Origin of the sequence: Bradyrhizobium manausense (genome assembly GCF_018129685.1) — a bacterium.
Lineage (GTDB): Bacteria > Pseudomonadota > Alphaproteobacteria > Rhizobiales > Xanthobacteraceae > Bradyrhizobium > Bradyrhizobium manausense_D.
This window is the reverse complement of sequence record NZ_JAFCLG010000013.1, coordinates 1-12,725: the sequence shown is the minus strand read 5'-3', so window position 1 is coordinate 12,725 and position 12,725 is coordinate 1. Positions and strand designations below refer to the sequence as shown.

15 protein-coding genes are annotated in these 12,725 nt (G+C 61.2%); 12 read left to right on the top strand and 3 right to left on the bottom strand.

What is annotated here, in order from left to right; translation table 11 throughout:
- Position 1 precedes the first annotated feature (1 nt).
- From virB10 to JQ621_RS24980, 6 genes are all read left to right on the top strand, one after another.
- Entirely contained in the window at positions 2 to 1,147 is a 1,146-nt protein-coding gene (virB10, locus tag JQ621_RS25005; RefSeq protein WP_212237748.1) for a type IV secretion system protein VirB10, read from the top strand.
- The gene (virB11, locus tag JQ621_RS25000; protein WP_212237746.1) at positions 1,144 to 2,175 is read left to right on the top strand and encodes a P-type DNA transfer ATPase VirB11; all 1,032 of its coding nucleotides are present in this window, start codon (positions 1,144 to 1,146) and stop codon (positions 2,173 to 2,175) included. Before virB10 ends, virB11 begins: the two co-directional genes overlap by 4 nt.
- Positions 2,141 to 4,087 carry a type IV secretory system conjugative DNA transfer family protein gene (locus JQ621_RS24995; protein ID WP_212237737.1) on the top strand — a complete coding sequence of 649 codons (1,947 nt, stop codon included), beginning with the start codon at positions 2,141 to 2,143 and terminating at the stop codon, positions 4,085 to 4,087. Before virB11 ends, JQ621_RS24995 begins: the two co-directional genes overlap by 35 nt.
- A complete protein-coding gene (locus JQ621_RS24990; RefSeq protein WP_212237735.1) occupies positions 4,071 to 5,249 on the top strand; it encodes an LPD7 domain-containing protein in 1,179 nt (392 codons plus the stop codon). Before JQ621_RS24995 ends, JQ621_RS24990 begins: the two co-directional genes overlap by 17 nt.
- An 893-nt stretch (positions 5,250 to 6,142) precedes the next feature.
- Positions 6,143 to 6,484: a hypothetical protein gene (locus tag JQ621_RS35910; RefSeq protein ID WP_212237733.1), complete on the top strand. Its 342-nt coding sequence runs from the start codon at positions 6,143 to 6,145 to the stop codon at positions 6,482 to 6,484.
- 22 nt (positions 6,485 to 6,506) lie between these two features.
- Complete coding sequence (locus JQ621_RS24980) at positions 6,507 to 6,830, top strand: YnfA family protein (protein ID WP_212237731.1); 324 nt, start codon at positions 6,507 to 6,509, stop codon at positions 6,828 to 6,830.
- A 29-nt stretch (positions 6,831 to 6,859) separates the two neighbouring features.
- Here JQ621_RS24980 and JQ621_RS24975 read toward each other — a convergent pair whose 3' ends face one another.
- On the bottom strand, positions 6,860 to 7,648 hold the full coding sequence (locus tag JQ621_RS24975) for a nucleoside phosphorylase (protein WP_212237729.1): 789 nt from the start codon (positions 7,646 to 7,648) through the stop codon (positions 6,860 to 6,862).
- A gap of 37 nt (positions 7,649 to 7,685) precedes the next feature.
- On the opposite strand from JQ621_RS24975, the gene JQ621_RS24970 reads away from it, so the two are divergent.
- The 6 genes from JQ621_RS24970 to JQ621_RS24945 all read left to right on the top strand — a co-directional run bounded on the left by JQ621_RS24970 (position 7,686) and on the right by JQ621_RS24945 (position 12,109).
- Positions 7,686 to 8,306 (top strand): class I SAM-dependent methyltransferase, encoded by a 621-nt coding sequence (locus JQ621_RS24970; RefSeq protein ID WP_212237727.1) that lies wholly within the window; start codon positions 7,686 to 7,688, stop codon positions 8,304 to 8,306.
- A 24-nt stretch (positions 8,307 to 8,330) separates the two neighbouring features.
- Positions 8,331 to 8,858, top strand: coding sequence for a hypothetical protein (locus tag JQ621_RS24965; RefSeq protein ID WP_212237725.1), 528 nt, complete (start codon positions 8,331 to 8,333; stop codon positions 8,856 to 8,858).
- 337 nt (positions 8,859 to 9,195) lie between these two features.
- Positions 9,196 to 9,498 (top strand): PadR family transcriptional regulator, encoded by a 303-nt coding sequence (locus JQ621_RS24960; RefSeq protein ID WP_212237723.1) that lies wholly within the window; start codon positions 9,196 to 9,198, stop codon positions 9,496 to 9,498.
- Between the two features lie 22 nt (positions 9,499 to 9,520).
- Positions 9,521 to 10,708 carry a chromate efflux transporter gene (gene chrA / locus JQ621_RS24955; RefSeq protein WP_212237721.1) on the top strand — a complete coding sequence of 396 codons (1,188 nt, stop codon included), beginning with the start codon at positions 9,521 to 9,523 and terminating at the stop codon, positions 10,706 to 10,708.
- A 129-nt stretch (positions 10,709 to 10,837) separates the two neighbouring features.
- The gene (locus JQ621_RS24950; protein ID WP_212237719.1) at positions 10,838 to 11,248 is read left to right on the top strand and encodes an acyltransferase family protein; all 411 of its coding nucleotides are present in this window, start codon (positions 10,838 to 10,840) and stop codon (positions 11,246 to 11,248) included.
- Between the two features lie 90 nt (positions 11,249 to 11,338).
- Positions 11,339 to 12,109, top strand: a complete 771-nt coding sequence (locus tag JQ621_RS24945) for an acyltransferase family protein (protein WP_409334247.1) — start codon at positions 11,339 to 11,341, stop codon at positions 12,107 to 12,109.
- A gap of 103 nt (positions 12,110 to 12,212) precedes the next feature.
- On the opposite strand, the gene JQ621_RS24940 is transcribed toward JQ621_RS24945, so the two are convergent.
- Together JQ621_RS24940 and JQ621_RS24935 are read right to left on the bottom strand one after the other, a co-directional pair.
- Positions 12,213 to 12,566, bottom strand: a complete 354-nt coding sequence (locus tag JQ621_RS24940) for a copper-binding protein (RefSeq protein ID WP_212237709.1) — start codon at positions 12,564 to 12,566, stop codon at positions 12,213 to 12,215.
- Positions 12,563 to 12,725 (bottom strand): DUF1259 domain-containing protein (locus tag JQ621_RS24935; protein ID WP_212238094.1); only part of this gene is annotated, 163 nt, incomplete at its 5' end. The genes JQ621_RS24940 and JQ621_RS24935, both read right to left, overlap by 4 nt.

Sequence of the window (12,725 nt, the reverse complement as noted above, 5' to 3'; positions counted from 1 at the left end):
TATGACCGAGCTTCAAAACGAGACGCCGGCCGATGACCGTGGGATTACGCCCGTCGGAGGAGGCGACAACGGTCGAACGGCGATGCTCAAGCGCGGCTTCGGCGCGCTGGCGCTGATTGCGTTTGCTTTCTTGATCATCTGGGGGACCTGGAAAGGCGACAAGCCGGTCAGTGATTCCGCACGCAAGCTCATGATCCGGCAGGCAGCGGCGTTCGAACCCGTTAAGGAGATGCCGGCAGCGCCGACCACGACGGCATCCATCCTGGTCGCCCCGGCCGCGGCCACGTCAACAGCACCTGTTCCCGCGCAGGACCAAATGCTGGAGAGTGCGCGGCGCGCGCCGGTGTTGGCCTATAATCGGCCGATTTCATCGGGACATGCCGCCCGCGACGGCGTGACCGGAACCATCAGCACCGATCCCTACGGTTTTGAGCGAGGGGAACCGCGCAACGACCTTGCCGACAAGCTCAAACCCACGCCGATCGAGGGGGTGCGCGCGGCACGGCTTCCCAATCGCAACCTGCTGGTCACGCAGGGAACGTCGATCCCGTGCGTGCTGGAGACGGCGATGTCGTCGGACGTGGCGGGCTTCGTCTCCTGCGTCGTCATGCGAGACGTGATGTCGGATTCCGGCAACGTCGTGCTGATGGAAAAAGGCACGCAAGTGGTCGGCGAATATCGCGGCAATGTGCGGCGCGGCTCAAAACGCATGTTCGTATTGTGGACCCGCGCCAAGACGCCAACCGGCGTGATCGCGGCACTGGCGTCGCCGGCAACCGACGCGTTAGGCCGCGCCGGTTTCGATGGCGACCTCGACACCCATTTCTGGGAGCGGTTCGGTTCTGCACTGCTGCTATCGATCGTCAACGACGCATCCTCTATAGGGCGCCAGCAACTCCAGGACAGCCAGATCCAGGTCAACAATACCACCGGAGCCACCAACACCGCCGCCGGTATCGCCGTCGAGCAGTCGATCAACATTCCGCCGACGCTGAACAAGAACCAGGGCGAGTTGGTCAATATCTTTGTCGCCCGTGATGTCGATTTCTCCTCGGTCTATCAACTGCGGCGGACCGAGACCCGCACACAGATTTTGGACCGCACCGTCCCCGGAGTCGTCGTGGCCCCGACCGTGGTGACAAAATGAGCGCGGTACACTCGATCGAACGCGATGGTAGCCGGCTCGTGCTGGCGCGTTATCTCGAGCCGCTGGCGCCGTATCTGGCGGATGACACCCTGACCGAAATCGTCGTCAACCGCCCCGGCGAGATTTTCGTGGAAGGAGCTGGCGGCTGGACCCGGCATGAAGCACCGGCACTCACCCATGCTTACCTGATGCATCTCGCGACCGCGGCCGCCGGCCACACTCGCCAGGACATCGGTCCGGAACATCCGGTGGTCTCGACCAGCTTGATCGGCGAGGAACGCTGCCAGATCGTGGTGCCACCGGCTGTGCCCCCGGGCACGATCAGTCTCACGATCCGCAAGCCATCAATGTTGACGATGACGCTCGACGCCTTCGAGCAAGCAAAACTGTTCGATGAGGTGCGCGCCGCCAGTGACGAGCTGACTGCCGGCGAGCATCGACTACTTGCCCTGAAAGAAGCCGGTGCCTGGCGCGAGTTTCTCGAGCTTGCGGTGCGGACCCGGCGCAACATCATCATTTCCGGTGCGACCGGCTCGGGCAAGACCACGCTGTCCAAGGCGTTGATTGCGGCGATCCCGGCACATGAGCGGCTGATCACGATCGAGGATACCGCCGAACTCGTCGTTCCGCATCACAACTGTGTCCGGCTGCTCTACGCCAAGGACGGGCAGGGTCTTGCCAAGATCGGACCGCGCGAACTGCTCGGATCCTGCCTGCGGATGCGGCCCGACCGTATCCTGCTGCAGGAGCTGCGCGATGGCACCGCCTTCTTCTATCTAAGGAACGTGAACTCCGGCCATCCAGGATCTATCACCACTGTTCATGCCGACAGTGCCCGGCTCGCCTTCGAACAACTCACTTTATTGGTAAAGGAAAGCGCGGAGGGACGCGATCTTCATCGCGACGATATCCGCTCGCTGCTGCTGCTGCTGGTTGACGTCGTGGTTCAGATGCAAAAGCGCGACGGCCGCTATCGCATTTCGGAAATCTATTATGACCCCGTTCGCAAACGCGACCACATCAGCTAAGGCGGCGTTCGGCAGCGCGCTCGCGCTTGCAGCCTGCGCGTTGTTCCTGCTGGTCGCCTCCAACGTTCTGCTGCTCGGGTTGCGGCTGCATGACGGCGGGTTCCACTGGTTGGAGATCGCCACGGGCTGGCCGCGTTACGGCGCCGACCCGCGCTTCGACCGCTGGCTGACGCTATCGACGCTCAGTGGCCTGATCGTAGTCTTCGGACTGCTTGGCAGTATCCTCCGTCACCGTCCTCTCCCTCTTCACGGCAGCGCCCGTTTCGCTTCCGGGCGCGAAATCAAGGCCGCGTGCTTGCGCTCCGCTGAAGGCATCCTGCTCGGCCGCAAGGACGGTGCGCTGCTGTGCTTCGGAGGCTCCGAACACGTCCTGGTCTATGCACCGACCCGCGCCGGAAAAGGCGTCGGCTATGTCATTCCAAACCTGCTCAATTGGCCGGATTCCGTCGTTGTTCTCGACGTCAAGAAAGAGAATTGGGATCGCTCCGCAGGATTTCGGGCGGCCCACGGTCAGGAGGTCCATCTGTTCGATCCGCTCGAGGAAACCGGGCGCACCGCGCGCTATAATCCTCTCGGTTATGTGCGCAGCGATCCACCGGATCTTTATGACGATCTGCAGCGCATCGCCGTCATGTTGTTTCCGGCTGAGAGCCGCGGCGACCCCTTCTGGTTCGAGGCGGCCCGCTCGGCCTTTGTCGCTGTTGGAGGCTATGTCGCAGAAACGCCGGGCCTTCCACTGACGATCGGCGAGATCCTGCACCAGCTGTCCGCCGCCCCCGACCTCAAGGCGCATTTCGAGAAACTCATCGCGGCGCGAAAGTCAGGTATGTCGCCGCTTTCCCGGCATTGCATCACAGCGCTGAACGATTTCCTTGCCGCCTCTGAGAACACCATGAATTCGGTGCGCAAGACCGTGACGGCGCGCCTCGGTCTATGGCTCAACCCGCGCATCGATGCGGCAACCTCGACAAACGATTTCGACCTGCGGTCGCTGCGGCAGCGGCCGATGTCGATCTACCTCGGCGTGACGCCGGATAATCTCGACCGCATGGCGCCGCTCCTCAATTTGTTTTTTCAGCAGGTGGTCGATCTCAATACCCGCGAGTTGCCCGAACAGAATCCAAAACTCACTCGCAAGGTTTTGCTGCTGCTCGACGAATTTCCCGCCTTGGGTCATGTCAGTGTGCTGGCGAAATCGGTTGCCTTCATCGCCGGTTACGGCATCCGCCTGCTCACCGTGGTTCAAAGCCCGGCGCAGCTACGCGCAATCTATGGAATCGACGGGGCCCGCAACTTCATGACCAACCACGCCGTCGAAGTGGTGTTCGCACCAAAAGAACAGGACGTCGCTAATGAACTTTCAGAGCGCATCGGTTACGACACCGTGAAAGCGCGTAGCCGCAGCGGACCGAAAGGACTGGCGATGCGCTCGACCAGCGAGACGATCTCCGAGCATCGTCGCGCGCTCATGCTTCCGCAAGAACTCAAACTGCTCCCAAAATCCAAGGCCTTCATCCTCGGCACCGGCATTCCGCCCATCATTGCCGACAAGATCGTATATTACGAAGACAAGGCGTTCCTCACACGTCTGCTACCGCCACCTGTCCCAGAGATGCCCAGGGGCCGCTCGAACGCACTGCTTGACGCCGAAATCAAGGAGCTTCGCTCCGAGGTCGCCGAACTGCGTGCGGTATTTCAAACGCGGCCGATGACCGACGAGGAGGTGGCCGACCCCTCCACAATTCCTGCAAATGCGAGTTTCGATTTCGGCGATGTGGACGTCGACCTTGAAGGGCTATCCGAGGACGACATGAAAGCCTGGACCCTGAATTACATCGACGCCCAGGCCACCCCGCCGGCGCGCCGGTCCGGCCGCAAGCAGAACGGACAACAGCATGAGCGACATGCGTGACGACGGCGAGGCCTTCAGCCTCAAACGCCAGGAACGCACAGGGCACGATCTCGGCAGGGACAAGTCGGGAGAGGATTCCGCAGCGAAGTCAGCGCCGGCCGACAAGTCATCCTCCGCGACGGTCGAGGACAATGCGCTGCCCGATCGTATCCGGCGCAAATATTATGTGGTGACCAATGAGCCCGGAAAAGATGGACCAGACGGCGAGGCGCGGCTTTACGCCGACGAGCGCGGCGAGTATCTCGCCTTCAAGGTCACCGACGACCGCCTGGTCACACGTCTCGCGGCGGCCGAGGTGATCCGCGACATGGTCAGCGTTGCGCAACATCGGCAATGGGAGTCTCTCCAGGTCCGCGGGTCCGTGGAATTCCGGCGCGAGGCCTGGCTTGAAGCCGGCGCGCGCGGACTAGAGGTTCAGGGCTATCAGCCAACAGAGCTTGACCGACAGACGCTCGCTGATCGGCGAGAAGTCTGGGACCGGACCCATTCGGGCACGCCGGAGGTCGAGGCTCGTTCGGCTTCCAATAGAGGTGAGCGCGCGGATAAGTTTGACTACGACAAAGGCATATCGGGACGCCTGATCGAGGTCGGTCAGGCGCCTTACCGCAATCGTACCGATGCCGAGGCTTCCACTTATGTTGCTCTCGAGCTCGACAATGGCCGGCAGCATCAGGTGTGGGGCGTGGGTCTTGAAAGGGCGACCGCCGACAGTAACGCGAAGCCCGGCGACCGCGTTCACGTGCGAAGGGACGGGGTCGAGCAGGTCACAAAGGAAATCAAGGTGATCGACGCCACTAGTGGACACGCGCATATCGAACAGCGGCAGGTGCCGCGCAATCGCTGGCGGGTGACAGCTGAGAAATTTCGCACGGCCGATCAGCAGACGGTGGCGCGCGATCCCGACCTGGTCACGGCGCAATCCCAAATGGTACTGATCGAGAAAGTACTGGAACGAGTGTTTCCTAAGGATGAACGCGCGCGTCACAGCATCATGGAAGCGGCGAGGGGACGAATTGCACACCATCTCGGACAAGGACACTCATTCAGCCGAGCAACCGTCATGGAACCAGCTCAGGACCGTCATCGATCGGAAGGCGATAAAGGTGATGCTTTGCAAATCCGGAACGGTGAGCGGGTGAGAATTCAGCAACGAGAACGCTGATCGCGCCGACTTCTTCGTACCACTTGTTTCATGCTGCGCTGACAAGGTGAAGCTGGAGGTACAAATCCTTTCCCCGCAACCACTTTTGTTATAAGTCACTGACCCTCCAAGTCTAACCTCCAGGACGGGCTCAGCTTTTCTGAGGAACGCGGCGGCCAGGCGGCGGAGTAGATCCGCTATTGCCATTGTAACCGGGTCCATCGCAAGGACGTCTGCTCACCACAGAGCATCTACGGCAAGCGCAAGTTCGGTGAACGCGGCCGCGACGGGCTAAAAATGGATAGGCACTCTTCGTTCGCCGTGACACTATGATGCCTCGGCGCGCTCCTCGAGCTAATTGCTCGGGATGGGCGCCGACAAAGTGCGAGGCTCCAATTCCCATGATGAGCTTCATTAGCCGAACCTCGTCGACTGCTTGGTTCAAGCGCACATGCCAATTCGGCAAAGCCGTTTTGGAAATGGGACTCCGGTTTTGGCAATACTCTTCAGTCCGCAGAATTCAATTTTTTTCGTTTGGGACAAGTCCGTCTGCGGTGGCTGCGACGGATTTTGTTTCCGTTTCGGGTCGTGAGGGTCGGGATTGTCTTTTCGCTGTTGGCGGCCGCCGGACTATCTTATCCCGAGCAATCGGCTGAAATTCTCAGGGTCATGATCGACGATGCCGGGATGTAGTTGGTGATATTCGCCCTTGCGACGCCTTTCGCGGCGCTGGCGATCTGGTCATGGAGCCAGCGGCTGCTCACCCTGCTCGCTCCGAAGCTGCAGCGATCTCAACGCGTCGCCGGCTGGGTGGCGAGACACCTTCCGATCGTGCTTGGAGTGTTGCCCGCGGTGGTAGCCAGCTTCGTGATTGCCATGATAGTGGGAGGCAGCGGTAGAGGGGCGGCAAGTCGATGGACCTTGTACGTGGGAATCGCAGCCGTCACGGGCCTGATCGTAACCGTCATTTTACGGCTTCGAAGGCAACAGGCGACTCAGGAATTGACAGCGAAGGCCACCGCTATCGTGTCGATTGGCCTAGGCTGCCGCTCCTGCTGCTTGGCATGCTTTCGCGCGAAACCTTGATGCGCTGGCGCGGCCGCATGCTTTCGTGCGGCAAGGGCGGCAAGGCGGTTCTCGGCGGCGTGCTCATTGCCAGCGGCTTGCTGATCCTGTCCGGTCTCGATAAGGCTCTCGAAAGCGAGTTGGTCCGGATTCTTCCTCAGTTCATGGCGGATTGGGCGGGACGAATCTGATGAGGGAGTGGAGCGGCCTAACATGATCACGATGCTTGCCTACGTAGGCGCGGCGATCGCCGAGATCGCGGGATGCTTCGCGTTCTGGGCGTGGCTTCGGCTTGGCAAGTCGGCGCTATGGCTTGCGCCCGGCATGGCATCGCTGGCGCTGTTCGCCTACCTGCTGACGCTCGTCGACAGCGACGCCGCCGGTCGGACCTACGCGGCCTACGGCGGCGTCTACATCGTCGCATCGATCCTGTGGCTCTGGATCGTCGAAGGCCAGCGTCCAGACCGTTGGGACGTGACCGGGGCGAGCATATGCATGGTCGGTGCCGTCGTGATCTTGCTGGCACCGCGATCTTGAGGGGCAGCCGCGGCGCGTGAGCTTGACAGCTACATTTCGGCCAAGGCAGCTACGACCGTGCCCAGCACCGCCAACGCATCCACCGTGCCGTCGTCCTCGCCTTTTTCGAAGTCTGCGCCGCTTTGAGCCATCGTGTTCGTCACGTGAGCCAGGCACAGGACTTTGCAGTTCGTCGCCGCGGCGAATGCGTACAGAGCGGCTGCCTCCATTTCGACGGCGAGAATACCCTTGTCGGCCGCGGCCTGAATGGCTTCCTTCGTCTCGCGGAAGGGAGCGTCCGTGGTCCAGGTCGCGCCGGTGATCGTTCTCGGGCCGCCTTGCTTTAGGGCCTCGACCGCCGCCGCCAGCAACCGCGGGCATGCGCTCGCGTACTCCGATGGCTCAGCATAGTGGTAGCTTGTGCCTTCGTCGCGCAATGCGCGATCGATGATGATGAAATACGGAGGGGATCCGGAGGCGACGATCTGCCCGGAAGACGTCAAACTTATCAGCAGGCGACATCCGCTGGCGAAGAGTTCTTCAGCCACCAGGACCGCAAAAGAAGCGCCGACTGCCCGCCCGACGATGCCGACATCTCTGCCGGCGAGGGAGAATACATCGAGTTCGGTATGATAGCATGGCCATCCTGCGAACGGCTTGGCGCGCCCGGTCCGGCGAAGATGGCGGACGAGATCGCCGTCCGGATCCAGCAGGCAAACGGTCGGGACGTCGGTCTCCTTGATGTTCTTCTGGCGTCGCGCTTCCCGCATCAACGCTGCGGGCACGAAGACCGAAGGCGCCGAAGGGTGCTTGTTGTCGAGAATGGGAGGCACGGCCATCTATGATGCACCTTGGATAGGAGGAGGGGACGCAGCCATGAATAATTCCGACCGCCAAGCTCATTGGCAGAACGTATACGCGACGAAGGCCGAGAAGGAAGTAAGCTGGTTTCAGGAGAGCCCGGCCCCGTCACTCGATCTTATCGCCGCAACCGGCATACGAAGCGATGCAGACATCATCGACGTTGGGGGTGGTGCTTCACGACTTGTTGATAGCCTGCTTGAGAAGGGATTCAGCCGAGTAACGGTACTCGACCTTTCCGCAAACGCCCTCGACGAGGCGAAAAAGAGGCTCGGACGGCGCGCCGACAGGATCGACTGGGTCGCTGGGGATGTGACGGCCTGGGAGCCTTCGAGGACGTATGACCTGTGGCACGATCGTGCCGCCTTCCATTTTCTCACAGAGGCCGCTGATCGCGATGCATATGTCGTCCGCCTGAAGAAAGCGGTGCGCGCGGGCGGTCACGTGATCATTGCGACGTTCGCTCCGGACGGCCCCGAAAGGTGCAGCGGGCTGCCGATCGTGCGCTATGATCCGGAAGCCGTTGCCTCCGTTCTCGGACCCGAGTTCAGCCTGGTCGATTCAAGGTGGCACGATCACATCACCCCCGGCGGCAACACGCAGCGTTTTCAGTTCAGCCGTTTTATGCGAAGGTGAGGCGATATTCACGGAGGACCTCCAATGAAGCGCATTCTTACGATCGCCGCCCTGCTGCTCGCCACGGGCAACTCCTTTGCCGAAAGCCCATACCAAGGAATGCAGAGCCGGACCGTCAAGGCGCTGTCGGAGCAGCAGGTTGCGGATCTTAACCTGGGACGCGGCATGGGAATGGCGCTTGCCGCCGAACTGAACGGTTATCCCGGTCCGTCGCACGTCCTCGAACTTGCGGACAAGCTTGAATTGAAACCGGACCAGATCTCGGCGGTGCGGACACTGTTCGAATCCATGAAGCGCGAGTCGATTCCGTTGGGGGTGAAGTTGATCGAACGGGAAGGCGAGCTCGAGCGGCAATTTGCCTCGCGGGCCGTTACTCCTGAGAGCCTCCAGACCCTAACTGCTGCAGTTGCTCGGACCCAAGGAGATCTTCGCGAAACCCACCTCAAATATCATTTGTCCACCGCTGCGCTCCTCGATTCCGGACAGATTCAGCGGTATGCCAGCCTGAGAGGATATGAAGGCGGAGCGCCTGTACATCAGCACCACAAATGATCAGATTTTAGAATGTCGTACTTGGTAGAAGGCGGAGCCGACCAAGATGGAAAGCGCGTTTCAATTTCTGAAGAGACGCGGATCGGCGCGCTGAAATCTGCGGTCGATCTCCTCTATCAAGGGATGAAGACCGTAACCATCATAGGCGACCGGCGAAGTTATACACCTACTGACTGAATTTGCGATGACCATCGGACGAAAATAGATTGACCAATCGGCCTACGGTTGACCGGTGTTCCGGATCATCAACGCTAATGGCGATGAACGCTTGGCTTCACTATCGGTTCCCGATATCGTTAATCGATACAGGGGCCCGAACCGCGCATGAACCTTGACGATGAAATTCGACGACCTGCTTTCCGGCTTCATCCGGCTACACATTCTGCATCATGCTGCGGAACACGAAATCTATGGGCAGTGGATGATCGACGAGTTGGGTCGGCACGGCTATCGGCTGAGCCCTGGAACGCTCTATCCGATGCTGCACGCCATGGAAGGCAAGGGTTATCTGACCTCGCGGGTGCAGCGGGACGGGCGTGTGACCAAGAAGCTCTACAAGGCGACCAAGGTCGGCAAGCGCGGATTGGATCTCGCAAAGCACAAGGTGCGGGAATTCACCGGCGAGGCGATGAAGCGCTGACATTCTCTTCGGGCGCCTTCGCATGAGCGGGGAGAACACCAAAGGACGCGCCGGCGAGGTATTCGCGGCTTTCCTGAAACTCGGCCTGACATCGTTCGGCGGGCCGATTGCGCACCTGGGTTATTTTCGCAACGAGTTTGTTGAACGCCGCAAATGGCTCGAGGAGCACAGCTACGCCGATCTGGTGGCGCTTTGCCAATTTCTACCCGGGCCGGCCTCCAGCCAGGTGGGCATCGCCATCGGTCTGTCCCGGGCAGGCTACCTCGGCGCGCTGGCCGCCTGGACGGCGTTCACGCTCCCGTCAGCGCTCGCGCTCGTCCTGTTCGCATACGGGCTTTCCGCGGCAGGAGACGCCGGCGGCGGTTGGCTACACGGTCTGAAGGTCGCAGCCGTCGCGGTCGTGGCGCTGGCCATCCTGGGAATGGCGAGAAGCCTCACGCCTGATCGTCAGCGCGTCACCCTGGCCGTGATCGCGGCCGCGATCGCTCTTGCGGTGCCGTCGGCGTGGGGCCAGATCGGAGCCATCGTCGTGGGCGCGGCCGTCGGCCTGGCGATCCTGAGGGAAGGGCCGCCGGCGGAGCCAACGGAATTAAAGCTTCCGGCCAGCCCGACGGTGGGCGTTCTTGCGTTAATCGTCTTCACGTTTCTGCTGGGGAGCCTGCCGGTACTCGCCGCCGCCACGGACGGTCAAAGCGTTCGCCTGTTCGACACCTTCTTCCGTGTCGGATCCCTGGTTTTCGGTGGCGGCCACGTCGTCCTGCCGCTGCTGCGATCCGAGGTCGTTCCGTCCGGATGGATCGGCAACGACGCGTTCCTGGCCGGCTATGGCGCCGCACAGGCGGTGCCGGGACCGCTGTTCACGTTCGCGGCCTATCTCGGCGCCGTCATCGGCGGCTGGAAGACCGCCGTCCTCTGCCTCCTCGCGATTTTCTTGCCTTCGTTTTTGCTGGTGATCGGGATCCTGCCGTTCTGGGAAACGCTCCGGCGGCGGACGGCGACCCAGGCCGCGCTGCGCGGCGTCAACGCCGCGGTCGTAGGGCTTCTGCTCGCTGCGTTCTACGATCCCGTCTGGACGTCTGGTATCCTCACGAAGGCCGATTTCCCCCTCGCATCTTTCGCTTTTCTGCTGCTGTTCCTTTGGCGAACGCCGCCGTGGCTGGTGGTCTTCCTGTGCGCCGCGGCAGGCCAGATTTTGGCGGTGGCGACATGACCCCCGGGCCGATCCGAAGCGCTACCCGGCGGCCTGAAACGGACATACTCAGCGGATCCCGCCACAGCCGTTAACAACATCTTCAACAGCCGCGCCGATGATGCGCGGTCATTCCCGGGAGGCAACGACATGTCCGAAGCGACCTACCGTTCCGACCCCTCGCGGGTACCCGGACTCGATCTGTTGCGCTTGGTCGCCGTCGCGGCGGTCGTCCTCTATCATTATGGGTTCTGGGGCCCAGCCTCGAACGGCGTGCCGCAAGTCGCGCTTCCGTATCTTGCCTCCTACGCGCAATACGGATTTCTGGGCGTTCCCATCTTCTTCACCATCAGCGGATTCGTGATCGCTTATTCCGGCGAAAGCCGGACCCCCGTCGGCTTCGCCATCGCGCGGTTCAGCCGCATCTATCCGACCTTCCTGTTCTGCATGACGTTGACGTTCGCGACGATCCTTTTGCTCGGCGGCACCAATTTCGACGTCAGCTTCGCGCAGTGGCTTGCCAACTTGTTCGTAGCTGCACCTGCCCTAGCAGGCTGTTGAAAAATGCGAGATGAGGATGATCCGAAGCAACAATCGAATCGAAGCAGCTCTCACCTTGAATCTTTCTTGCGTCGAGCGACGGGGTCTTGAATCAATGTTGCTCATGGTGCCTCTCAAAAATCGTTTTTCAACAGCCTGCTAGGGCAATCCTACGTCGACACGTCCTACTGGTCGCTGGTGATCGAAATCGTGTTCTACGCCTGGGTAGCGGCGTTCCTGGCGCTCGGACTCTTCCCGCGCCGCATCGACGCCATCATCCTGGTCTGGCTCGGCATCACCTTTGCCAATGAGCTCACGATCGACGCGCCGATCTTCAAAAAGCTGTTCATGGCCGACGACAGCGGGTTCTTCGCGGTCGGGCTGCTGATCTACGAATATTACCGCGGGCGACGGGACCTCAAGCTCTACGGCATTTTCGCGCTTTCCGTGGGCACGTCGGTCTTTCAGGCGATCCACAAGCTCGAACATCTCGGCGTTCATACGGGCGGTTCGTTCGACGCGCGCATCGTAGCCGCGATCTGCCTCGTCTCGATCGTCGTCATCTTTTTCGCGACGCGGATTCGAAAGCTGCCGCTGCCTGCCGGTCTGGTCCTCGCCGCAGGCGGCATAACGTATCCGCTTTATCTGCTGCACATGCAGATGGGCTATACGATCCTCGCGGCGGCGGCCCCGGTCGACAACGTCGAACTGTGGACCGCCGCGATCGTCTCCGGAACGGTCGTCATGGCCTGGGCGACGTGGCGCTTCATCGAACGTCCCACCCATCGGTGGACAAAGGCCTCCATGACCGCCAGCGCCGAGAACCTCGGCTGGAAATCCCATCCGAAAGCGAGGGTCGGTAGCGACATCAGGCCGGTCTAGTCGTTGGGACTTCCACCACGCCAGCGCCGGTAGTCAGGAGGCGCCGGGGCCGTGCGCTCCAGACGGGTAACAGCCCACTCGTTGCCTGCCAACGGCGTCGCCGTTATTCCTTTTCGAGTTCAGTGATCGTCTTAGCGCCATCGATGGTTTCGGCCGAGAACGCCACTTTGTCGCCGGGATGCACGGCATTGAACAGCAGGCCATCCTTGACCTTGTAACTGTCGGGCGCGGCGGTGCCGGTGGCCCCCACCGTGCCGGAGGCTGTCTGCTGGATGGAAATCCTGCCACCGGGCTCGTCGATACCCGTCACAGTCCCTCTTATGGCTTGCTGCGCGCTGGCCGTCGACATCGCGAATACAATCATCACGGCGCAAGCTGAAACGTTCCGAACAACTTTCATTGGCTTTCCTTTTCTGATGGAGCGCCGGCCGAACCGGACGGCGGTAGCTTGGATCATTGAGTTTTCGCGATCGCGGTCTTTTCCAAAGCCGCGCGAACGCCGTGCGCTAACTTCTCGGCATCGTCATTGGCCCAGAAATGGATGAAGAACAGCCGCGGCTGCTCATCAAGCATGTGGCTGTGGATAGCGGTCACCTCGATATCGCCGGCGCGCAGG

Coding starts and splice junctions, on each gene's coding strand:
- JQ621_RS24975 (WP_212237729.1), bottom strand. CDS start 7,648: ATGGCCGTGCCTCCCATTCTCGACAACAAGCACCCTTCGGCGCCTTCG.
- JQ621_RS24980 (WP_212237731.1), top strand. CDS start 6,507: ATGATCACGATGCTTGCCTACGTAGGCGCGGCGATCGCCGAGATCGCG.
- JQ621_RS24950 (WP_212237719.1), top strand. CDS start 10,838: ATGTCCGAAGCGACCTACCGTTCCGACCCCTCGCGGGTACCCGGACTC.
- JQ621_RS35910 (WP_212237733.1), top strand. CDS start 6,143: ATGGACCTTGTACGTGGGAATCGCAGCCGTCACGGGCCTGATCGTAAC.
- JQ621_RS24995 (WP_212237737.1), top strand. CDS start 2,141: ATGACCCCGTTCGCAAACGCGACCACATCAGCTAAGGCGGCGTTCGGC.
- virB11 (WP_212237746.1), top strand. CDS start 1,144: ATGAGCGCGGTACACTCGATCGAACGCGATGGTAGCCGGCTCGTGCTG.
- JQ621_RS24965 (WP_212237725.1), top strand. CDS start 8,331: ATGAAGCGCATTCTTACGATCGCCGCCCTGCTGCTCGCCACGGGCAAC.
- virB10 (WP_212237748.1), top strand. CDS start 2: ATGACCGAGCTTCAAAACGAGACGCCGGCCGATGACCGTGGGATTACG.
- JQ621_RS24940 (WP_212237709.1), bottom strand. CDS start 12,566: ATGATCCAAGCTACCGCCGTCCGGTTCGGCCGGCGCTCCATCAGAAAA.
- JQ621_RS24990 (WP_212237735.1), top strand. CDS start 4,071: ATGAGCGACATGCGTGACGACGGCGAGGCCTTCAGCCTCAAACGCCAG.
- chrA (WP_212237721.1), top strand. CDS start 9,521: ATGAGCGGGGAGAACACCAAAGGACGCGCCGGCGAGGTATTCGCGGCT.
- JQ621_RS24960 (WP_212237723.1), top strand. CDS start 9,196: ATGAAATTCGACGACCTGCTTTCCGGCTTCATCCGGCTACACATTCTG.
- JQ621_RS24970 (WP_212237727.1), top strand. CDS start 7,686: ATGAATAATTCCGACCGCCAAGCTCATTGGCAGAACGTATACGCGACG.